Below are 20762 nucleotides of genomic sequence, written 5' to 3'. Positions count from 1 at the left end.
ATAAAAGCTGTTTGTGGAGAGATTTCCGCAAACAGTTTTTTTTATAGGGGGGACATGGTAAAATTAGAACAAATATTCGCTTTCAGGAAAGAGGGAAAAGAATGGCGCCAATCCGTTTTATACATACCGCCGATTTGCATTTGGGCAGTCCGTTCACAGGCATCTCCGGTCTTGCCTCAGCGCAGCGGAAAAAATTAGCAGATACTGTTTATCAGGCTTTTGATACCCTGATTGATTACGCTGTAAAAGAGAAGCCGGATTTCATGTTGATCGCTGGAGATATCTATGACGGAGAAGACCGGACGCTTCGCGCGCAATTTAAATTCCAAAAAGGAATGGAGCGATTAAACGAGGCTGGAGTTCCAGTAATCATCAGCCACGGCAACCACGACCATCTGGGCGGCGGATGGACGCGCTTTGAATTGCCTGCAAATGTGCACGTTTATGATGATGGAGTCAGCAGCCACAGTTTTACAGTTTCCGGAAACAAGGTTACCGTCACGGGTTTCAGTTATGGAGAGCGCCATGTAAAAGAAGCCAAGATTCTTGAATTCCCACAGGCAGATGAGACGTCCGCCTATCATATCGGCATGCTGCACGGCAGCATGGATGGCGATTCCAGCCATGCGGTTTATGCACCATTTAAAAAAGAGCAGCTGCTCAGCAAAAATTATCATTATTGGGCACTTGGCCATATCCATCTTCGCCAAATTCTCCATCAGGATCCGTACATCATCTATCCTGGCAATATACAGGGACGGCACCGGAAAGAAACCGGACCTAAAGGATTCTATGATGTGCGTTTAGAAAATGCAGAGACCAGCATGGAATTTATTCAAACATCGGCTGTGTGTTTCGATCGGCTTGAGGTGTCCTGCAACGAAATTATCCACATGAACGAATTGATTGATGCATGTACAGAAGCGGTGGAAAAATACACAGCTGAAAATAACGCCGTTATGGCTGTGCTTCATCTGAAGTATGTGGACGAACAGTCGGCTGAACTTTTGGAAGGGATTCCGGAAGAGGCATTATTGGAAGCGATTCAGGAAGCGCTTGAAACCACTTCCGCTGATGCATGGATCACTGGTGTAGTTGTGGATGAAGCATTGAACGAAACCCATATCTCTGCTATTGGTGAGAAAATCTCGACAACCATGAACGAATGGGAACAAAGCGATTGGAAGTGGGTGCTTAAAGATCTTTATCAGCATCCAAAAGCAAGCAGATATCTGGATTCATTGTCTGATGAACTGATACAGGAAATCGCAGCCGAGGCGGTTCCGAAAATCCATAAAGCCATGAGAGTGGAGGAATGAAGGAATGAAAATCGAAAAAATGACGATTTACGGCTTCGGCAAGCACGAAAATCTGACATTGGATATCAATGATGAATTAGCGGTTTTCTACGGCAATAACGAAGCTGGAAAAACCACCATCCAGCAATTCATCATTCAGATTCTATTCGGATTTCCATCTCGCAATCAGGCAGGAAGCCGATATGAACCGAAAGCTGGAGGGAAATATGGTGGCCAGCTCTATTTGAACGACGCACAGTATGGAAAAGTGATTGTCGAACGTGTAAAAGGCAAGGCGGCTGGGGATGTTACCGTCTATTTCGAAGATGGCACTCGTGGAGCAGAAACCGAACTGAAAAAGTTACTGCGTGAATATGACCGGGCTTCATTCGAAGCGATTTTTTCATTTTCCATTCATGAACTGCAGGGGCTTGATAAAATGACGGAAGAGCAATTGAGCCGTACGCTGTTGGCGTCAGGCACTACAGGAGTCGATGCCATAACAAAGATGGAGTCCGAGCTTGAAAAGGAGATGGGCATGCTGTTTAAGAAAGGTGGCCGAAATCCCCAGCTGAATGGGTTGATCGAGCAGCTCCGGAACGATGAACGCGAGTTGAAAGAACACCGTGAGCAGGCGGATTCATATGGACCTTTTCTTGAACAAATGGATGCACTCGACAGCCGGCTGGAGGAAATAGCGGAGCGGGAAAATTCCATTTCCGATTTGCTTTCCGAAGTTGCAAAACGCCAACAGGCTGCTCCTATAGCCCAGCGTAAAAGGCAGCTGGAAGAGCAGCTGTCTTCGCTGTCCGTCGATTTTTTCCCGGCAGACGGCAGCAGGCGGATGGAACGATTGGCAGAACGGATATCTGAAGCTTCAGCTAAAATGAAACAAGCTGAAAAAGAACTTGCTGCTTTACCGGAAATTGCATCTGGCGTAACCAGCGGTGAATCACTGGCAGAGCTGCTTGAAAAGGAATCAGAATGGCTTAGGTTTTTATCGCAATATAAAAATGTTGAAGAAGAAGCCGGGAAATTAAATGATGAACTTGGCCGCCAGCTTGGCTTGATTGGCATGGGGTTAAACGATGCGCTTAAATTTAATGCATCCTTGATTAATGAAGAAAAACTGCGTAATTTAGCGGCAGAAGCGGATAGGGAAGAAGAAAACAGACGTTTTCGTGAACGGGAACTTCAAGAGGAAAAACAGAAACTGATTGATTCTGAAAAAGAGATGTCCTATCTCGAAAGTACCGCTCCTACTTCGGAACAGCTGGAGACAGCGGCAAAATGGCCTGAAAACGCGCTTAAGCTTGCTGAAGCGAAAGCCATGAAACGGCTGGGTGCTGAACCTGCGAATCAGCTCTTTTCCTATATACTCATTGCACTTGGTGCTGCAGGAGTTTTGGCAGGGTTAATGCGAGGCGATTTCGTGATTGCGATAATATCCTTTGCAGCGGCCGCAGCCGGCATATGGATGCTTATAAAAAACCGTAAAAAGCCAGATTCAATGGAAGAAAATCTGGATGATGTCATTAAACGTTACAGCGGTAAAGAAGCAGAAATGGAAATGCTCCAGCATAAAATAGCAGAACATGACCGAAAAGTTGAACAAACTTTGCGTATCATCTCAAAGGCTGATCAGAAAATTGAGGAACTTGTAAAAAATATGGATGTGCAGCCTGCTAAAAAAGAGCTCGGCGCCTATCTTGGGGAGATTGGAATTTCAACCTCCGCAAGTTCTGCTATTGTCATCGAGCTCTTCCAAACTATCAGGAGGGTGCAGGAACTTCATAGTAAATTGGTAAGAAACGAAGAGGTTTTAAAAAATGCTGAAATCGAGAAAGCGGCTTGGCTGGAAAAAGCTGCTCAGGCAACAGGCAAAAGGATTCAAGCAGGAGAGATGTATCCGATTCTCCGTGTTGAAGCTAAAAAAATGTATGAAATAAATGATAGGAATCAGCGGAGTTCAGAAAAAAGGATAGCTTTGTCAGAAGAACTGGAGCGTCAATCTGGTTATTTGCAGGAGCTGGAGCTGGAGAGAGCCGCGCTCTTGAAGGAAAGTGGAGCTGCAGATATAGAACAATTTCATCAATTTCACCTTGAGTGGCTGCGCAAAAAAGAGATGGAGCAGGAGCTCGGACTCGTCACCAGCCAATGGCAGGCTGTTGGAGCAGCCGAACCAGAAAAGGATGAATCAGAGTTTTCATTAAAAGAACGGCTGAATGAGCTTGAACAGGAGCTTTCCAAATTTAAAAATGAACGCAATCAAATTTTGAATGAAAGAGCCGAACTGCAGCAAAAAGTGAATCATTTATTGACGGACGAAGATTATGAGTTGAAACTGCAGAAATATGAAGAGAAAAAAGCCCGATTCAATGAACTCGCTCTTCGCTGGTCAGTGGACAAAGCGATTATAGAGGCTATCCGCAATACGATGGCCGAGCTGAAAGAAAAATCATTGCCTGCGGTTCTTTCGAAAGCATGCGAGTATTTCGAGCGATTAACCGGAAATTCCTATACAGCAATGGAAATTCATCCAGAAGGACATTTTGAAGCAGTCAGAAAAGACAATGTTCGCTTTCGCATAGCAGAACTGAGTCAGGCTACGAAAGAGCAGGCATATTTGGCGCTGCGGCTCAGTCTGGCGGTGTCGATGCAGAAGAGCCATCCTTTCCCTATCATCATGGATGATCCATTTGTCCATTTTGATCGCCTGCGGCTTCAGCAAGTGATAAACTTGATAAAAGAGCTGCAAACGGATCATCAGTTCATTTATTTTACTTGCCACGAAGATATGTGCCGGGCTTGGCCTGAAGCGCAAGTGATCGATGTGGCCAACACTGGAAGGAGTGTGTATTTATGAAGAAAGGCATTACCCAACGTGCTGTTGGAGAAACAATAGATGAATTCCTTTTGATCAAGCAATCGGTAAAAGGGGTGACTACAACGGGCAATCCTTTCATGTCACTTGTTTTGCAGGATAAAAGCGGAGACATTGAAGCGAAATTATGGGATACAAAAGATGATCATGAAAAGCTTTTTGCCGCTGAAACGATTGTGCGGGTAGGCGGAGAAATCCATAATTACCGTGGAAAGAACCAATTGCGCATCAAGAGCATACGGCCGGCAAAGCCGGAAGAAAACCAGTCAATCGGCGATTTGCTTCCAGCTTCCGAAAAAAGCACGGAGCAGCTTTTCGAAGAAATCATGCAATATCTTTTCGAAATGGAAAATCCGCAAATTCAACGGATTACACGCCATATCTTGAAGAAACATCAGCAAAGCGTATTGACTTTTCCCGCAGCAACCCGTAATCACCATGATTATGTATCAGGATTAGCGGATCATGTGGTTTCGATGCTCCGATTAGGGAAAGCGCTGCTTACCATTTATCCGACCTTGAATAAAGATCTCCTATATGCCGGAATCATCCTGCATGATATCGGAAAAGTGTTCGAACTATCAGGACCGATTGCCACTACTTATACGGTGGAAGGCAATCTTCTGGGCCATATTTCGATCATGGTGACGGAAATTTCAAAAACCGCTGAAGAACTTGAAATCGAAGGGGAAGAAGTAATGCTTCTTCAACATATGGTTCTGTCCCACCACGGAAAAGAAGAGTGGGGAAGCCCGAAACGGCCGATGATCAAAGAAGCCGAGATGCTTCATTATATTGATAATATCGATGCGAAAATGATGATGCTGGACCGGGCACTCGAAAAAACAAAACCCGGCGAATTTTCCGAAAGGCTCTTCCCATTGGAAAACCGCTCATTCTATAAACCGAAAATATAATGCGATGAAAATCAGCAAGAACAAAAACCCCCATTTCAAATTGAAATGGGGGTTTTGTTGCATAATCCTTATTCTTCAGCAGGTGCTCCTGCGTTCATGATTTCGTCCAATGCGCCTTCAAGATCTTCATCTTGGATTTCTACATTAGCTTGTTCCATCAATTCAGCAATTCTTGGAAGCAATGCGGCTTGATCCGCTTTTTGCATAGCGATCTCGCTGCGGATTTCATCTTCCTGTCCTTCCAGTGGTTCAGCGCCTTCAACTTCGCGCTTGTCAGTAATTTGGATGATATGGAATCCAAATTGTGATTGAACAGGTTCGCTGATTTCATCAACTTCCAATGAATAAGCCGCTTCTTCGAATTCAGGTACCATTGCACCGACTCCGAACCAGCCTAAATCTCCGCCTTCTGCAGCAGAGCCATCAGATGAATATTCTTGTGCCAATTCAGCAAAGTCTGCGCCGCCGTCCAATTCCTCTTTAACTGTAGCAGCAGTTTCTTCATCTGCAACTAAAATATGGCGTCCGTTAAGTTCCATTGTTTGGCGTTCGTACTGTGCCTGAATTTCTTCGTCAGTCACTTCAACACCATCAGTTAAAGCTTTTTCCTGTAAAAGGTTCAAACGGATTACTTTTTCATAGCTTTCCTCTGTTTGATTGTTCTGCTCAAGGAAGGCTTCATAGTTTTCACCATATTCTTCTTTAGAGCTGTCAATTTCAGCTTGGATTTCTTCGTCAGTTACTTCGTATTCCTCGGACAGGACTTTTTCGATCATCAGGATCTGAATGGCCTGGTCGCCGATTGAAGTTTTCATTTCTTGGTATAAATCCTCTTTAGTGACATCTCCGACTTCTGATGTAACAAGGACTGTGCTGTCAGCATTGTCGTCGCTGCAGGCTGCTAATGCCAATACTGATGCCGCTAAAGATAAAGTTAAGACTGTTTTTTTCATAAATTCCGCTCCTATCATACATTCTTGTTGCCGTAGTTACTATACCATAAACGTTTAAAAATTAAAAAAGTTTCTTTAACAGGGAAAATCTTTATCATTTTGGATAAAAAAAATCTACCTGCCAAAGGGCAAATAGATTTAAGGTGTAAATTCTACGCCTACATAAAGCGAGACCAATAAAATTGTAATCAATATATTAATTGTACGGAATATTTTCTCGTGATTTTCTTCTGGAATTTCCCGTGATGTCACCAATGCCAAAGTCATTCTGTTGATTTGGAACAGGTAAAACACTGAGAACATTACTACAAACGCGATAATCATGAATTTCCTCCCCTCTGCCTTAGATTCAAGTATAACAAATTCGGAAAGAAAATACAGGATTAACCGATTGCCTGCGGAACCAGAATTTCAAAGCCTGTCTCAGTTTCTTCAATCAACGCATGTTTTGGTGTGCGAAGCAGGTGACGAACATAGATCAGGTCGGTCAGGCAAAGGCTGCAATGGTAAGCAAGCAGAATCGCGAAATAATGGATATAGGCAGGGAAGAGGGCACTAAGCAAAATGATCACTGTGTTCAAAAGAACAAACGGTGTCAGCAGTGCCAACAGGAATCTTGTTTTTGCCACCGGCTCTTTTACATGCAATGATATTCCGGGTAACAAGACCATTTGTTTACGTAAAATGATTTTCAAACATTTTCGGCTGCCGATCAGCGGCACAAAGTGCAGCATTTTATGAAGCGGATAAACTGCTAATATCCCCAGGAAGAAAAAGAAAAAATAACGATCAGATAAGGGTGTGGTATAAAAGAAATTTAAAAGGACATAAAATATTGTGAATACACCCATTCCAGCTAACACTGCGAATGTGAAAAGGCGGTTAAAGCCATATTCTTTTTTTACATTTATCGTTTTCCAGCAGTGCATAAAATGTATCCCCCGCAAATTGGTATTCTCAGATGAGTCGATACATACAATACAACGATTTTTCGATAAATGCAAGCCAATTTAAAACATAGTTTCTGACAGCGTTTTCATTATTTTTCGGCAGCTTCGACAATATGGTTTTCTTCATTGAATTTACTTTCAATATTTTTGAACGAGGCTTCAAAAATTTCCATGAAATCATCGCCATAAATGGTTCTGATAACAGCCATAACCTCTAAAAACTCTGGGAATTTTCCATAAAGCTCCCGCAGCTTCAAAGATCCATCAATCACAGAATGAGGTGTGTCGTGATAGCGTTCTATCATTTCCTGCATCAAGTCTTCACCTTTACTAGTCAGTTCAATGTACGTATTCCGTTTATCAGTGTCGCGTTTTGAAAATGACAAAAGTTCTCGTTCTTCGAGTTTTTTGGAGAAGTTGAAAGCAGTTGATACGTGCATGACACCGAATTTTGCGACGTCCGAAATGGAGGCGCCTTTCAAATGATACGCTATCCATAAAATATGATGCTCATTAATATTCAGGTCATACGGTTTGATCCATAACTGCCAATCTTTTTCGACTGCTTTCCATAACGCTTTGGATAATTGTCCGATACGCTGGCTGAACATCATCGCTTCTTTCATCGTATAATCGCGTTCGACCACAAAAGCACCTTCTTCCCATAGTTTGAGATTTTCTTCATTATAGCAATAAAGTAAAGTGAATAAAAGTCCGAATAGTAAAAAAACTTATTAAAAAAACTGCCATTTGGCAGTTTTTTGGTCTTTATTTAGTTAATAAATGGATTATTGTGAAACTTTTTTATCATCTTCTGTTTCGATTTCATTAAATTCTTCGTTTTTTACATATTTTTTGTCATCATCGTTATCGTCTTTTTTGTCTTTGCTGATGGATTTCTGCAATTCTTCAATGGCATTCTGGATAGCCATAATTTCCAATTGAAGATGTTCTTTTGCTGGAGCAGTGCCTTCCTGCCATTCAGCCATTGATTGTTTCAATCCTTCCATTGCAGGCGGAATCTGGGTTTTCGCTTCAATTTTCAGATGGTTGATCGATTCCTTCAATTGGTTTACCTGTTCTTTGACATCGGCCAATTTTTCTTTCCAGTCTGTAGAAGCGGTTTTAACTGAAGTCCGAAGTTCTTCACCGGATTGTGGTGTCGAGAATAATGTTGCTGCCGCTCCGGTGGCCAGCCCTGTCGCAAGTCCTATAAAAAAGTTCGATGCTTTCATGAATGATGCGCCCCTTTCGTCCTATAAAGGTCTTTTCCTCTATTTAACTTAATTAAAACATAAAACTGAATTGGTGTTCAAAGAAAAAAAGCTTTCCGGCAAATAATATGCCAGAAAGCTAATATTATACTGTCTGAGAGACAGCTGTTTCGAACTTGGATCTTTTCACTAAAGTGATGACAATTGGGTAAATCAGTCCGAACGCGATGGCGTTGAAAACCATTGCCGGTAGTACTACTGTAGTGAATAGAAGAGTGAAAGGTATTTCTGCGCCGATCAGGAAAATTGCGGCTGACAGAAAGATGGAGCCGGAAAGTATAGTTCCGCCTGCCACTAAGGCGATGGCGGCCGGTAATTTAGTCGCCGCTTTCTTCAGTATGAAAACAAATGCCAGAAAGACGAACGCTGTGATGAATTTATCAATAATATTCGGGAAGAAACCTCCAGGGAATGTTGAAAACAATCCTGAAATCACGCCCGTTGTTACTGCCAGTAAAAATGTTGATTTTAAATTAGGGAATAAAAGGATACCGACAAACATCATTGTCAGCATAAAGTCCGGTTTCATTCCACCGTTGATTCCTGGGATGACCACATATAATGCCGCCCCGACACTGACCAGCAGCGCCATTAGTACAAGATTCTTCGTATTCATTTCTCATCTCTCCTCAGCTCATGGCTATTTTAGTTTCTCCCGGCGTGTCCTCGTGACCGCAGGCGAAAAACTTATTATTGATTCTATACTCTCTGTTCAGTTAAATCAAGCATCAGCAGCTAATTTATTTTTTACTTCCTCAGCCAGTTCCTGGATCCGTTCTGTAGTGAATTCTTTTTCTTTGGTTATCCATTTAGCACCGAACCCATCCGTCTCGCCGTAGCGTGGGATAAAGTGGAGGTGGAAGTGAAACACGCTTTGTCCGGCTTTAGCTCCGTTGTTATTGAGAAGGTTCAAGCCTTCCGGGTTGAAAGTCTCTTTAATCGCTGCAGCGATTTTAGGCGCCACGCTGAAAAGGTTTCCTGCTTCGTCCGGCGTAAGGTCATAAACTGATTCACGGTGTGTTTTCGGGATGAGAAGGGTGTGTCCCTTAGATAAAGGCATGATATCCATAAAGGCGAAGACGTTTTCATCTTCATAAACTTTTACACTTGGGATTTCACCTGAAATGATTTTGCAGAAAATGCAATTTGTCATATACAACATCCTTTCCATTTTCTTCAGTCTACCATAATTCATTTTAAGAAAAAGAAATTGCCGGCGGATTTTGATACAATGGCAATATAAGTTGAATAAAAGATTTAGTCTATATATACCACTTCGGCGCTTTGGACAAGCCTTTGCTGAGAAACATCTCTAAAGATATGGAGCAAAACAGCGAAGACTCCCAGGGGAGTAGAAACGGAGTTGGCTTTCCAACTCCGTTTCGAGCGAAGTGCTGAGATCCACTCGGGCGAAGTGCAACGAGCACGAGTTAGCTCAGTGCAAGCCCCCAGGAAAGCGAAGCTTTTTTGCGGAATATCGACTACAAAGAATTATTAGTTCAACTTATTATAGTAAGAAAGAGGTGTATGGATTGGCAGTTCTGGAAGTTGAATCGTTAACAGGGGGTTATACCCGTAAACCGGTATTGAAGGATGTCAGTTTTTCAATCGGGAAAGGGGAGCTTGTCGGCTTGATCGGTTTGAACGGCGCCGGCAAAAGTACCACCATCAAGCATATAATTGGAATCATGCAAGCGAAATCAGGTGAAATCCGCCTGAACGGGAAAAGTTTTCAGGAAGATATGGATGCTTACCGTTCTTCATTTTCCTATATCCCGGAAACACCTGTTTTATATGAAGAGCTGACTTTGCGCGAACATCTGGAATTGACGGCAATGGCTTATGGCCTTGATCAGGATACATTCGAGAAACGTTCTGCAGAATTATTGAAGGAATTCAGAATGGAAAAAAGGCTGAAATGGTTTCCATCGCATTTTTCAAAAGGGATGCGCCAAAAAGTGATGATCATGAGCGCTTTTCTGGTAAACCCGACGCTTTACATCATTGATGAACCGTTTGTCGGCTTGGATCCGCTCGGCATCAAATCTTTACTGGATCAAATGGAAACACAAAAGAAAAAAGGGGCTTCGGTTTTAATGTCGACCCATATTCTTGCAACTGCCGAAAAATATTGCGACCGCATTATTTTGCTGCATAACGGAAAAGTGCGTGCTATCGGGACGATGGCGGATCTGCGGAAAGAATTCAGCATGCCCGATGCAACACTGGATGATCTCTATATCGCAATGACTGAGGATGATGACAATGAAGAACCTGCATGATGTCTGGTCCAAACGCCTCCGCAGCTATACGGTGGAAGTGCAAAATTACTTTAAGTACATCTTTACCGGACATATTGCAGTAGTGCTGCTTTTTGCGATTGGTGCAGCAGGTTATGCCTACAGTGACTGGGTGCAAAATGTTCCGGAAGATTTCCCGGCTGCTTTGCTGCTGGCTGCTGTTTTTGGTGTATTGCTTGCTTATAGTCCGCCATCAACTTTGCTGAAAGAGGCTGATATGGTTTATTTTTTGCCGCTGGAAAGCAAATTGGACGAATTTCTTAAACCGGCCAGGAAATGGTCTTTCCTGTCCCAGCTATATTTGCCTACCATTGCATTTATCGTTTCATTGCCCATGGTCAACGCAATATACGGGTTGGAAACATCTTATCTGATGGGATTTCCGCTATTATTGCTGATTATCAAATGGTGGAATGTCCAGACTGAATTTTCTTTCAGAAAAGCGTTCGTTGGCCAAAAATCATGGTTGGACCGGTCGATCCGTTTTGTATTGGCGTTTGCTTTTACATATTTTTACGTAGATAATCTGGTATTGGTTGCTGCATTGCTATTATTTGCCATGATCGTTTATGGCAAAGGGGTTCAGAACCGGGCGGCAGGGCTGCCGTTTCCGTACGAGCATTTTGTCCGGCTGGAAGAAAATCGCATGCTGCGCTTCTATCAGTTCGCGAATTATTTTACGGATGTCCCACAGATCAAAGGGAAGATCAAACAGCGCAGCTGGCTGAATTGGGTCTATAAATTCATCGGAAAAAACCCGAAAGATGCACATTATTATCTTGTATGGCGCACATTTATCCGTTCCGATGAATTATTTTATCTATGGGTGCGTCTGAGCTTGCTTTCGGTGGCCGGTGCTTTGCTTATTCCTTTCACGATAGCCATGGCCATCTTTGCAGGCGCTCTGGCGTTCGCAACAGCTATTCAAATATGGCAGGGGCTGAACCAGACCCAGCATTTCCGTATGGATAATCTTTTTCCATTGTCGCAGTATACGCGGCAGCAAGCCGTAAAGAAACTGATAGTGATTTTACAGCTTGCCCAGGCTATATTGGTTGCGGCTGCTCTCCTGATTACAGGGGCTTATCTTTCAGCTGCTATCATTTTTGCAGTGATAATTGTTGTCTCACTGATCACATTGATGTTTTCGGCCAATAAAAATAAAAAATAAAAAATCCCGTTTCCACAACTTGCTGGAAACGGGATTTCTGTATTTATTGATGGGCATGAAGGGCAGCACTTCCAAGTGTTTTTGCCGCAATCAGCATAGCTTCTTCTTTAAAATCGAATTTCGGATGGTGATGGGGATAGACTTCGCCTTCTGGCATAGCGCCTGTAAGGAAAAATGTACCTGGAATCTTTTCCAGATAATAGGCGAAATCTTCACCGATCATCAATGGAGGCGTGTTGTACAATTTCTTGACCCCAGGAACTCCTTCGGCGATATCTTTTAAATACATCGTTTCTTTTTTGTGATTGACGAGAGGGGAATAGCCGCGGTTATAAGTGAATTCATAGGTGCAGCCAGCTGCCAGACAATTCCCCTGGATGATCCGTTCCATTTCTTCTTCCATCAGATCCCGTATCTGTTCATTGAATGTGCGGATCGTTCCTTTTAAAACAGCTTGGTCAGCGATGATGTTGAAAGGATTCTCGGCAACAAATGATCCTACTGATAAAACAGCTGACTCCAAAGGGTCAACACGCCGTGATACCAGTTGCTGAAGGTTCATGACGATTTGGGAACCGAGCACGATAGCGTCTCTTGTATTATGCGGCATGGCACCGTGCCCGCCGCGTCCCTGAATTTTCAAGGTGAAGCTATCGGCGGCAGCGATAATCGGTCCGACGCGGTAATCAATTTGTCCGAAAGGGGTCATCGACCAGAGGTGGGTGCCGAAAATTTGATCTACACCGTCCAAGGCTCCGTCTTTAATCATGGCCATCGCACCCCCAGGCACCAGTTCTTCGGCATGCTGATGGATGAGGACGTAAGTTCCTTCGAGTTCGCTGCGCAAACTGTGCAGGATTTTACCCAATACGAGAAGGGTGGCGGTGTGGCCGTCGTGTCCGCAGGCATGCATGACATTCGGCGTCTGGGATCTATAAGGAACATCTTTTTGATCCTGAATGGGAAGGGCGTCAAAATCCGCGCGCAGAGCAATTGTTTTTCCTGGTTTAGCACCACGCACTGTCGCTACCACCCCGTTGCCCCCGACATTATGCCGCACTTCGACGCCTAATTGTTCATAATAATGCCGGATGTAATGCGCGGTTTTTGTTTCATTGAATGAAACCTCCGGGTGCATATGCAGATGTCGGCGAATATCCACCATTTCCGGATAAGCAGTATCCAGCTCGGCATATAATTTTTCAATCACCAATAAAACTCCTCCTCGAAAATATGTATTATTCAGTAAATAATAACATAAAAATAAGGCGAGAAAAAAAGAGAGCGAATTTCGCTCTCTTTCATTTCATTTAATAAGTAAAGTTCATATAAGAAGCAACAAAGTAAACAATGACGATGATGAGTGAAGGCAATGCATAGGTCATTACAGTTGCACTGTTTCTTCTCACCAGTGAATACAAAGCCAATAACGACATGACCAGAACGCCTGACGCGATGATCATTGTAGCTCCTGGTGTTGCAGCGGCGATTAAACTGCCTTCTCGGTAAACCGGGTCCGATAGAGCAAGGATGATCATATTGAAAATGTTTGATCCAAGTATCGCACCGACAGCCATATTGACATTGTTGAGGCGTAAGGCAACAAATACAGCAATTGCTTCCGGCAGGGAAGTAGCAGCGGCAATAAGGAAACTGCCGATGAAGCTGGAACCGATGCCAGTTATGATGGCAATCTGGTCACCTGTGATGGACAGTGCAGTTCCGGCACCCAGAATTACAAGCGCAGCGATGATAAAGCGGATGATTGCGCCTTTTGGAGAAAGGGTCGCACTCGGGTTATCGGGTTCTTCTTCATCTTCGATTTCAGCCACAGGATCAAGTGACGGCAATTTATTGATGACTACCATACCGACGATATAAGTTATTGCGATAATTAAAGCATCGAGGCCTACACCAAGAACCTGTGTTTCGATTCGCAGTGACAGCGCCATGATTACCAATACGGTTAAAAGGATACCCAATAAAGCAGTATAGATATTATTCCGTGAAGCGCGGTCTAAAATACGGCGTTTGCGCAGCAGGAAATCAAAAGCCGCCAGTATGAATAAGTTGAAAAGGTTGGAACCTACCATATTCCCCACAGCGATATCGGCGTTCCCGATGACTGCTGCTGAGAAACTGGTGGAGACTTCCGGCAGGGAAGTGGCCCCCGCCAATAGCAAAGTACCGACCATCATGCCGCCCATCGCTGTTTTTTCGCTGATGACATCAGCATACTCCGACAATTTAATGGACGCGTAAACAGTCACAATGCCGGCTAAAATAAAATAAACAAAAATCACTTAAATTTCCCCCTGTTCTGGTATGTATTCGCTCCGCTTTATGCGGAGCCTTTCAATCATTCTTCTTCAGGCTTAGCAGAATAGGTGGTGACATAAGAAGAACCTGCAAAAATATTGGCCGGTTTTGAAGCCGGCGCGTCTTCCGATTTAGAATGCGCTTTTGAAAATGCCTGAGACTCTTTCCATTTTTCAAAGAAAGCCGGAGATTCCCATTCCGTCAAAACGACGTAAGTGTCGGAATCGAGTGGCCGCAGCACACGGAAAGCGACGTAGCCCGGTTCATTTTCGATAGCCCCAGCGCGGTTTTTAAAACGGTGCTCAAAGATCGGACGGCCTTCATCGGTTACCGGAATATTATTGAAAACAAAAAAGCCTTTCTCTTTGAATTCGCCCGTACCATCCACTACTTCGTATCTGCGGGGTGTTTGGAAGATGCTCTTGCCTTCGGTTTCGTGCAGGATCAAGGTGGTATTTTCACCTTGCATCACAACCATTGTTTCTTCAGGATGCTTTTCACGCATTTTCTTCATATATTCATATGTTCCTGTAGTCATGAATAAATTCATCAATATCCCTCCTAAGTATATATTAAGTATAACTTTCCCTGAAAAAAAATACAGCAAACCCCCTTTGTCGATCTGGTGAAGTCATAAGCGTCTAATTTATGACATTTGCCCGCAGAATCTATACAATGGAAAACAGAGAGTCTATAGTATATACGGACATAAGAACGATATGCAGTGGACGATATATTTGAAGGGATGTTTTTTGCAATGACATTTAACGATACTTATCTAAGGGCGGCTAGAGGAGAAAAAACGGATCATGTGCCAGTCTGGTTCATGAGGCAGGCGGGCCGTTCTCAGCCGGAATACCGCAAGATCAAAGAAAAATATTCACTGGAAGAGATTACGCATCAACCTGAATTGTGTGCATACGTCACGAAATTGCCAGTCGACCAATACAATGTGGATGCAGCAATTCTTTACAAAGACATTGTGACGCCGCTGCCGGCAATTGGAGTGGACGTGAAAATCAAAGCGGGAATCGGTCCAGTAATCGACAATCCGATCCGCACAATGGACGATATCAGCCGTCTAGGCCAAATCAATCCTGAGCAGGATGTTGATTATGTCTTAAAAACAATCAAGTTATTGACTGAAGAACAATTGAATGTGCCGCTTATCGGATTTTCAGGCGCACCGTTCACACTCGCCAGCTATATGATTGAAGGCGGACCGTCAAAAAGCTATAACAAGACAAAAGCGATGATGGTATCGCAGCCGCAAATGTGGTTTGCGCTGATGGACAAACTTGCTGATACTATTATTCCATATGTTAAAGCACAAATTAAAGCAGGGGCAAAAGCCATCCAAATTTTTGATTCGTGGGTTGGCGCTCTTAATGTTGAAGATTACCGGATTTTCATCAAACCGGTTATGGACCGCATTTTTGATGAACTACGGACAGAAGGCGTGCCGATGACGATTTTCGGTGTTGGAGCAAGCCACCTGGCGAAAGAATGGCATGAATTGCCGGTCGATGTAGTTGGACTTGATTGGCGCTTGCCGATTTCAGAAGCCCGCTCAATGGGATTGACGAAATCATTGATGGGGAACTTCGACCCTTCTTATCTATTGGCTGATTGGCCGGTGATCGAGGAGCGTACGAAAAAAATCCTTGATATGGGTATGCAGGATGATGGCTATATCTTCAATCTTGGGCACGGTGTATTCCCGGAAGTTAATCCGGACACATTAAAACGCCTCACAGCATTTGTACATGAATACAGTGCGGCACATAAAGCTAAATAATTTAAACTAAATTAACTATAATAACCGATATTACGCTAAACAGCTTCGAAGACATTAGCCGACGCTAGCGAGGCTAAGTCTTTGCGACGAAGCAGCGAAGCGATGCAGGAGCACGGTTTAATTGCATTTCGTTTCTGATTCCCTGGGAGTCTTCGCTGTTTTGCTTCATATCTTATAGACTCCTCATAAGAACTAAAGAGGTTTGTAAATAGTTATTATTTAGTTCAACTTTTATAAAAACTAATCGACTATAAAATTTCAGAGGTGACTGATGATGAAAAAGACAATGGGTTTATTGGTAATGGCGTATGGTACGCCTTATAAAGAAGAAGATATCGAAAGATACTACACACATATCCGCCGCGGCCGCAAGCCAAGCGAAGAAAGTCTGGAAGATTTGCGCAGCCGCTACCAGGCGATCGGCGGACTTTCTCCATTGGCTAAAATCACTGAAGATCAAGCCAATGGATTATGCGACCGTTTGAATGAAGTGCAGGATGAGATCGAATTTAAAATGTACTTGGGTCTGAAACACATCGAACCTTTTGTTGAAGACGGTGTGGAAGCGATGAAAAAAGACGGCATCACAGAAGCGGTATCGATTGTATTGGCACCACATTTTTCAACATTCTCTGTTAAATCCTACAATGGACGCGCAGCTGAAGCGGCTGAAAAAGCAGGCATCAGCCTGACTTCTGTTGAAAGCTGGTATACAGAACCGAAATTCATCCAATACTGGAGCGAAAAAGTCAGCGCGGCATTTGCTGACATGTCAGAAGAAGAACGGGCGAAATCATGCCTGATCGTTTCTGCGCATTCGTTGCCTGAAAAAATTATTGCAAACGGTGACCCATATCCGGATCAATTAAAAGAAACAGCTGATATGATCGCACAGGCTGCTGGAGTTGAGAATTACGAAGTCGGCTGGCAAAGTGCCGGACAGACGCCTGAACCATGGATTGGACCGGATGTACAGGATCTGACTCGTGAATTGCACGATGTAAAAGGCTATAACTCATTTGTCTATACACCAGTAGGTTTCGTAGCGGATCACCTGGAAGTGCTGTTTGACAATGATTATGAATGTAAAGTTGTCTGCGACGAAATCGGTGCAGCATATCGCCGTCCGGAAATGCCGAACGTGCAGCCATTGTTCATCGATGGCCTTGCTGATGTAGTTATGAAGAAATTGGCTGAGAAATAATCGGCTTATTTTTTCGGGCCTAGAGTATTGGAATGCGTAGGAAGATTTCCTGCAAACTCCCTGTGAATGAAATCTTGGAGGATTAAATCGTATGAAAAAAATTATGTGGATGGCCGTATTAGCCGCCGTATTATTGCTGGCTGCCTGTGGTGAAGAAGAAGATACATCCGGGGCTGGTATGAACTTAAATCCGATTGAAACTACTTTTAATTCACCTGAAACTGCTGAACCAGGATCGGAAATGACGCTTTCGGTGACAGTGGTGCAAGGGGAAGAATTAGTGGAAGATGCTGATGAAGTGGTGTATGAGGTCTGGGAGTCCGGCCATCGCAGCGATAGTGAAATGCTGACGGCTGAACATATTGGCGACGGTGTTTACGAAGCCGAAACGGTATTTGAAGAAGAGGGACTTTATTTTGCTCAGGCGCATACTACTGCCCGTCGACTTCACGTGATGCCCAAACAGGAGATTACAGTCGGTAACCCGGATCCTGAATCCATTGTTCCGGACGACAGCGACGATGCAGAAGGAATGGAAAAAATGGAAGACCATAATGGTCATTGATACAGATAATAATAGAAACAGCAAAAATGCAGGCGCTCAGGCGCCTGCATTTTTTGTTTAATTATGAGTTCAGAAGGTAATTCGCCTTACTTATTCAGTGCAGGAATTGCATTTAGTACCATAGCATTCGTGCTGTTCTTCAATTTGTTCTCCACAAGTTGCACATTGTTTCGGCGGCAGGTTCTTGAAAAATTCGACTACGTTTTCAATCATTCGTCCCAGCTCCTTTTGTTATAGTACTGTGTTAATTAAAACTAGTGTATTATAACAGTTTTGAGAAGTCAACTATAAACCGTGAATAATTTTCAATAATCCGTTAAACTGAAATCAGGAAACAATCTAAAGGAGAGAGATTATGTATTTCGTAGACAATAAAGGAATAACCGATCCACGCATCAATCTGGCTATTGAAGAATATCTTTTGAAAAACATGGATGTAGAGAAAGATCCTTTCCTGCTGTTCTATATCAATGAACCATCGATAATCATCGGGAAAAACCAGAACACCGCTGAAGAAATCAACACGGATTATGTTGATTCCAATGGTATTCATGTGGTGCGCCGCTTGTCTGGCGGTGGAGCGGTATATCATGATCTTGGCAATTTGAATTATAGTTTCATCACAATTGATGACGGGGAGAGTTTCCGTAATTTCCGTAAATTCACAGAGCCTGTAGTAAAAGCGCTGAATGATTTGGGCGTCAATGCTGAATTGTCCGGCCGTAATGATTTGATGGCGGAAGGACGCAAAATTTCAGGGAACGCACAATTTTCTACAAGAGGGCGCATGTACAGCCATGGAACTCTGCTATTTGATACAAATGTGGATGAAGTTGTTTCGGCGCTCAAAGTCAGCAAGGAAAAAATTGAGTCGAAAGGCATCAAATCGATTCGCAGCCGCGTAGCCAATATTTCCGAGTTTCTGGAAAAACCGATGACGGTTATGGAATTCCGTTCCGCGATTCTCCACTCCATTTTTGAAGGTGAAGAAAACGTGAAACTTTGGGAACTGACGGATAAGGATTGGGAAGGCATCCACGAAATCTCCCGCGAACGCTATGGCAATTGGGATTGGAACTATGGAAAATCCCCGAAATTCAATGTGAAGCATTCCCACAGATTCCCTGTTGGGGGCATTGACGTGCGTTTGCAGGTCGAGAAAGGTTTAGTGGAAGACGCGAAAATCTTTGGCGACTTCTTCGGTGTAGGTGATGTATCCGAACTTGAAACTGCTCTTACCGGCGTGAAATACGAGCGCGTCGCTTTAGACAAGGCAATTGAAGGAATCGATATTCCGAAACTACTCGGAGGCATTACGAAAGAAGAATTCCTGAAATTAATTTATTAAGAAATAATGAAGAGCCTGCTTTTAAGCAGGCTCTTTTGTTAGAATGGAAAGAAAAAGGAAAGGGGGATCTTTCATGTCGGCGCAACGAATATTTATTGTAGAAGATGATTTGAAAATAGCAGAGATGCTGGCGGAGACACTCCGGAAATATCATTACGAAGTGGAAACCGCCAAAGATTTCGACCGAATCCTGGAAGAGGCGGAAACATTCGATCCCCACTTGATCCTGCTGGACATCAACCTTCCATCTTATGACGGCTATTATTGGTGCAGACAACTTCGATTGACAACCACATGCCCCATCATATTCATCTCTGCCCGCTCAGGTGAAATGGATCAGATTTTCGCATTGGAAAACGGCGGAGATGACTTTATAACGAAACCTTTCCATTATGAAATCGTCCTTGCAAAAATAAGGAGCCATCTCCGAAGAGCATATGGAGAATATGCGTTGAAACAGGAAGAACGGACTGTGAAAGCAGGGCGACTCACTTTATATATGGAACGAATGGAACTGCACGTTAAAAACGAAGTGATTCCACTGCAAAAGAAAGAAGCAACTGTGCTTGGACTGTTGCTGGCCCAATATCCGAAAGTTGTTTCCAGGGAGCAATTATTGGAAGAACTCTGGGATGATCAGGCGTTTGTCGATGAGAATACCCTCAATGTGAATATGACACGAGTGCGCAAGAAATTGGCTGATTACAATGTGCAATCCATCATTGAAACTGTCAGGGGAGCGGGATATCGCCTGTTGATCGATGAGGGGGAACTTTGATGCTTCGCCTATTCCTCAAAGAACATGCTGCTTTTATGGTGTTTCAAGCGGTATTGGTCGCTTTTATCATGATCCTTTATTGGCTGGATGGTTTTCGGAATGTGGATACAGCCATCTATTCTTTTGTCATCAGCACCCTGTTGACTTCCGCGTTCCTCGGTGCGCGATATATCAAGCGCTATCGTTATTATAAAAAAATCAGTGAGACCCCTGCAGCAATGGAACATATGCTGCAAAAAGAAGGCAGATCACCTGAGCAGCTCCAGAACGATTTGTATCTTCAGAAATTATATAAAGTCTATCAAAACGAAGCTCAGGCTTTGTATGCTGCACAGTCGAGACATCTTCAATTCATGAATCAATGGGTACATCAGATGAAAACGCCGATTTCAGTTATCCAGCTGCTTCTTCAAAATCCTGATGAACTGGATAAAAACAGCGTAGCTGAGGAAGTCGATCGTCTGAAAGCCAGCCTGGATACGGTGCTTATGAATGCCCGGTTAGATACATTTGAACAGGATATGCAGATTGAACAAGTGAATCTTCAGTCTTTGGCGAGGGAAATCATTACTGAAAACAAGCGTTTATTCATTTCCAAACAAGTCTATCCCGTAATTGAAGTGGACGAAAGTTTTGTCGCTGCGACAGACCGTAAGTGGATGAAGTTTGTACTTGGCCAGTTGATCACCAACGCTGTCAAATACACTTTTGAAAAGGATAAAAAAGTATATATTACTGCTTCCTGCCATAATAGCCACCTGGATCTTTCCATTAGTGATGAAGGAATCGGCATACCATCCACCGATTTGGCCAGAGTGACGAAAGCTTTCTTTACAGGTGAAAATGGCAGGAAAACTGCCGAATCCACTGGGATGGGTCTTTATATTGCCAAGGAAGTCTGTAAAAGGCTTGGCCATGAACTGACGATTGAATCGGCAGTCGGCCAAGGAACAACGGTATCCATTCTATTTTCAAATCAGGATACCGTTTCATAGGAGGATAA

Annotated in this window: 22 protein-coding genes; 11 read left to right on the top strand and 11 right to left on the bottom strand. The window is 43.4% G+C overall.

Annotated features, from left to right (window positions below; genetic code table 11):
• Positions 1 to 101: 101 nt before the first annotated feature.
• From AC2Q9J_RS15565 to yhaM, 3 genes are read left to right on the top strand one after another with little or no spacing between them, the layout of a single operon-like run.
• Positions 102 to 1319 (top strand): metallophosphoesterase family protein, encoded by a 1218-nt coding sequence (locus AC2Q9J_RS15565; RefSeq protein WP_499041378.1) that lies wholly within the window; start codon positions 102 to 104, stop codon positions 1317 to 1319.
• 4 nt (positions 1320 to 1323) lie between these two features.
• A complete protein-coding gene (locus tag AC2Q9J_RS15560; RefSeq protein ID WP_499041377.1) occupies positions 1324 to 4164 on the top strand; it encodes an ATP-binding protein in 2841 nt (946 codons plus the stop codon).
• On the top strand, positions 4161 to 5099 hold the full coding sequence (gene yhaM / locus AC2Q9J_RS15555; RefSeq protein ID WP_499041375.1) for a 3'-5' exoribonuclease YhaM: 939 nt from the start codon (positions 4161 to 4163) through the stop codon (positions 5097 to 5099). The genes AC2Q9J_RS15560 and yhaM overlap by 4 nt, the downstream gene beginning before the upstream one ends.
• A 68-nt stretch (positions 5100 to 5167) precedes the next feature.
• On the opposite strand, the gene AC2Q9J_RS15550 is transcribed toward yhaM, so the two are convergent.
• From AC2Q9J_RS15550 to AC2Q9J_RS15520, 7 genes are all read right to left on the bottom strand, one after another.
• Positions 5168 to 6052: a peptidylprolyl isomerase gene (locus tag AC2Q9J_RS15550; RefSeq protein ID WP_499041373.1), complete on the bottom strand. Its 885-nt coding sequence runs from the start codon at positions 6050 to 6052 to the stop codon at positions 5168 to 5170.
• A gap of 138 nt (positions 6053 to 6190) precedes the next feature.
• Positions 6191 to 6376, bottom strand: coding sequence for a hypothetical protein (locus AC2Q9J_RS15545; RefSeq protein WP_033542465.1), 186 nt, complete (start codon positions 6374 to 6376; stop codon positions 6191 to 6193).
• A 59-nt stretch (positions 6377 to 6435) separates the two neighbouring features.
• Positions 6436 to 6981 (bottom strand): DUF3267 domain-containing protein, encoded by a 546-nt coding sequence (locus AC2Q9J_RS15540; RefSeq protein ID WP_499041371.1) that lies wholly within the window; start codon positions 6979 to 6981, stop codon positions 6436 to 6438.
• A 110-nt stretch (positions 6982 to 7091) separates the two neighbouring features.
• Positions 7092 to 7649, bottom strand: coding sequence for an HTH-type transcriptional regulator Hpr (locus AC2Q9J_RS15535; RefSeq protein ID WP_499041369.1), 558 nt, complete (start codon positions 7647 to 7649; stop codon positions 7092 to 7094).
• 141 nt (positions 7650 to 7790) lie between these two features.
• Positions 7791 to 8237, bottom strand: coding sequence for a YtxH domain-containing protein (locus AC2Q9J_RS15530; protein ID WP_499041367.1), 447 nt, complete (start codon positions 8235 to 8237; stop codon positions 7791 to 7793).
• A 124-nt stretch (positions 8238 to 8361) separates the two neighbouring features.
• A complete protein-coding gene (locus AC2Q9J_RS15525; protein ID WP_499041365.1) occupies positions 8362 to 8892 on the bottom strand; it encodes a tryptophan transporter in 531 nt (176 codons plus the stop codon).
• A 105-nt stretch (positions 8893 to 8997) separates the two neighbouring features.
• A complete protein-coding gene (locus AC2Q9J_RS15520) occupies positions 8998 to 9429 on the bottom strand; it encodes an HIT family protein (protein ID WP_499041363.1) in 432 nt (143 codons plus the stop codon).
• 379 nt (positions 9430 to 9808) lie between these two features.
• On the opposite strand from AC2Q9J_RS15520, the gene AC2Q9J_RS15515 reads away from it, so the two are divergent.
• Both AC2Q9J_RS15515 and AC2Q9J_RS15510 read left to right on the top strand, forming a co-directional pair.
• Positions 9809 to 10558, top strand: a complete 750-nt coding sequence (locus AC2Q9J_RS15515; RefSeq protein ID WP_499041361.1) for an ABC transporter ATP-binding protein — start codon at positions 9809 to 9811, stop codon at positions 10556 to 10558.
• A complete protein-coding gene (locus AC2Q9J_RS15510; protein WP_499041359.1) occupies positions 10542 to 11747 on the top strand; it encodes an ABC transporter permease in 1206 nt (401 codons plus the stop codon). The genes AC2Q9J_RS15515 and AC2Q9J_RS15510 overlap by 17 nt, the downstream gene beginning before the upstream one ends.
• Before the next feature lie 43 nt (positions 11748 to 11790).
• On the opposite strand, the gene AC2Q9J_RS15505 is transcribed toward AC2Q9J_RS15510, so the two are convergent.
• From AC2Q9J_RS15505 to AC2Q9J_RS15495, 3 genes are all read right to left on the bottom strand, one after another.
• Positions 11791 to 12957, bottom strand: coding sequence for an amidohydrolase (locus tag AC2Q9J_RS15505; RefSeq protein ID WP_499041357.1), 1167 nt, complete (start codon positions 12955 to 12957; stop codon positions 11791 to 11793).
• 100 nt (positions 12958 to 13057) lie between these two features.
• Positions 13058 to 14050 carry a sodium:calcium antiporter gene (locus AC2Q9J_RS15500; protein WP_499041355.1) on the bottom strand — a complete coding sequence of 331 codons (993 nt, stop codon included), beginning with the start codon at positions 14048 to 14050 and terminating at the stop codon, positions 13058 to 13060.
• Between the two features lie 56 nt (positions 14051 to 14106).
• Positions 14107 to 14616, bottom strand: a complete 510-nt coding sequence (locus AC2Q9J_RS15495; RefSeq protein ID WP_499041354.1) for an antibiotic biosynthesis monooxygenase family protein — start codon at positions 14614 to 14616, stop codon at positions 14107 to 14109.
• A 207-nt stretch (positions 14617 to 14823) separates the two neighbouring features.
• On the opposite strand from AC2Q9J_RS15495, the gene hemE reads away from it, so the two are divergent.
• The 3 genes from hemE to AC2Q9J_RS15480 all read left to right on the top strand — a co-directional run bounded on the left by hemE (position 14824) and on the right by AC2Q9J_RS15480 (position 17633).
• Positions 14824 to 15864 (top strand): uroporphyrinogen decarboxylase, encoded by a 1041-nt coding sequence (gene hemE / locus AC2Q9J_RS15490; RefSeq protein WP_499041352.1) that lies wholly within the window; start codon positions 14824 to 14826, stop codon positions 15862 to 15864.
• A gap of 271 nt (positions 15865 to 16135) precedes the next feature.
• Positions 16136 to 17068 carry a ferrochelatase gene (hemH, locus tag AC2Q9J_RS15485; RefSeq protein WP_499041350.1) on the top strand — a complete coding sequence of 311 codons (933 nt, stop codon included), beginning with the start codon at positions 16136 to 16138 and terminating at the stop codon, positions 17066 to 17068.
• Positions 17069 to 17159: 91 nt separating this feature from the next.
• On the top strand, positions 17160 to 17633 hold the full coding sequence (locus tag AC2Q9J_RS15480) for a FixH family protein (protein WP_499041348.1): 474 nt from the start codon (positions 17160 to 17162) through the stop codon (positions 17631 to 17633).
• Positions 17634 to 17723: 90 nt separating this feature from the next.
• On the opposite strand, the gene yhfH is transcribed toward AC2Q9J_RS15480, so the two are convergent.
• Positions 17724 to 17846 (bottom strand): protein YhfH, encoded by a 123-nt coding sequence (gene yhfH / locus AC2Q9J_RS15475; protein WP_084242568.1) that lies wholly within the window; start codon positions 17844 to 17846, stop codon positions 17724 to 17726.
• 142 nt (positions 17847 to 17988) lie between these two features.
• On the opposite strand from yhfH, the gene lplA reads away from it, so the two are divergent.
• The 3 genes from lplA (at position 17989) to AC2Q9J_RS15460 (ending at position 20754) form a co-directional block, all read left to right on the top strand.
• On the top strand, positions 17989 to 18981 hold the full coding sequence (gene lplA / locus AC2Q9J_RS15470) for a lipoate--protein ligase (protein ID WP_499041346.1): 993 nt from the start codon (positions 17989 to 17991) through the stop codon (positions 18979 to 18981).
• Between the two features lie 73 nt (positions 18982 to 19054).
• Complete coding sequence (locus tag AC2Q9J_RS15465; protein ID WP_499041344.1) at positions 19055 to 19759, top strand: response regulator transcription factor; 705 nt, start codon at positions 19055 to 19057, stop codon at positions 19757 to 19759.
• Positions 19759 to 20754 (top strand): sensor histidine kinase, encoded by a 996-nt coding sequence (locus AC2Q9J_RS15460; RefSeq protein ID WP_499041342.1) that lies wholly within the window; start codon positions 19759 to 19761, stop codon positions 20752 to 20754. The genes AC2Q9J_RS15465 and AC2Q9J_RS15460 overlap by 1 nt, the downstream gene beginning before the upstream one ends.
• Positions 20755 to 20762: the final 8 nt, after the last annotated feature.

The sequence above is a fragment of the Planococcus sp. RAB007_Raresut genome, assembly GCF_057369535.1.
The sequence above is the reverse complement of the archived record's forward strand: the minus strand, read 5'-3'. Positions and strand labels throughout refer to the sequence as shown.

Coding starts and splice junctions, on each gene's coding strand:
- AC2Q9J_RS15565 (WP_499041378.1), top strand. CDS start 102: ATGGCGCCAATCCGTTTTATACATACCGCCGATTTGCATTTGGGCAGT.
- AC2Q9J_RS15560 (WP_499041377.1), top strand. CDS start 1,324: ATGAAAATCGAAAAAATGACGATTTACGGCTTCGGCAAGCACGAAAAT.
- yhaM (WP_499041375.1), top strand. CDS start 4,161: ATGAAGAAAGGCATTACCCAACGTGCTGTTGGAGAAACAATAGATGAA.
- AC2Q9J_RS15550 (WP_499041373.1), bottom strand. CDS start 6,052: ATGAAAAAAACAGTCTTAACTTTATCTTTAGCGGCATCAGTATTGGCA.
- AC2Q9J_RS15545 (WP_033542465.1), bottom strand. CDS start 6,376: ATGATTATCGCGTTTGTAGTAATGTTCTCAGTGTTTTACCTGTTCCAA.
- AC2Q9J_RS15540 (WP_499041371.1), bottom strand. CDS start 6,981: ATGCACTGCTGGAAAACGATAAATGTAAAAAAAGAATATGGCTTTAAC.
- AC2Q9J_RS15530 (WP_499041367.1), bottom strand. CDS start 8,237: ATGAAAGCATCGAACTTTTTTATAGGACTTGCGACAGGGCTGGCCACC.
- AC2Q9J_RS15525 (WP_499041365.1), bottom strand. CDS start 8,892: ATGAATACGAAGAATCTTGTACTAATGGCGCTGCTGGTCAGTGTCGGG.
- AC2Q9J_RS15520 (WP_499041363.1), bottom strand. CDS start 9,429: ATGACAAATTGCATTTTCTGCAAAATCATTTCAGGTGAAATCCCAAGT.
- AC2Q9J_RS15510 (WP_499041359.1), top strand. CDS start 10,542: ATGAAGAACCTGCATGATGTCTGGTCCAAACGCCTCCGCAGCTATACG.
- AC2Q9J_RS15495 (WP_499041354.1), bottom strand. CDS start 14,616: ATGAATTTATTCATGACTACAGGAACATATGAATATATGAAGAAAATG.
- hemE (WP_499041352.1), top strand. CDS start 14,824: ATGACATTTAACGATACTTATCTAAGGGCGGCTAGAGGAGAAAAAACG.
- hemH (WP_499041350.1), top strand. CDS start 16,136: ATGATGAAAAAGACAATGGGTTTATTGGTAATGGCGTATGGTACGCCT.
- AC2Q9J_RS15480 (WP_499041348.1), top strand. CDS start 17,160: ATGAAAAAAATTATGTGGATGGCCGTATTAGCCGCCGTATTATTGCTG.
- yhfH (WP_084242568.1), bottom strand. CDS start 17,846: ATGATTGAAAACGTAGTCGAATTTTTCAAGAACCTGCCGCCGAAACAA.
- lplA (WP_499041346.1), top strand. CDS start 17,989: ATGTATTTCGTAGACAATAAAGGAATAACCGATCCACGCATCAATCTG.
- AC2Q9J_RS15465 (WP_499041344.1), top strand. CDS start 19,055: ATGTCGGCGCAACGAATATTTATTGTAGAAGATGATTTGAAAATAGCA.
- AC2Q9J_RS15460 (WP_499041342.1), top strand. CDS start 19,759: ATGCTTCGCCTATTCCTCAAAGAACATGCTGCTTTTATGGTGTTTCAA.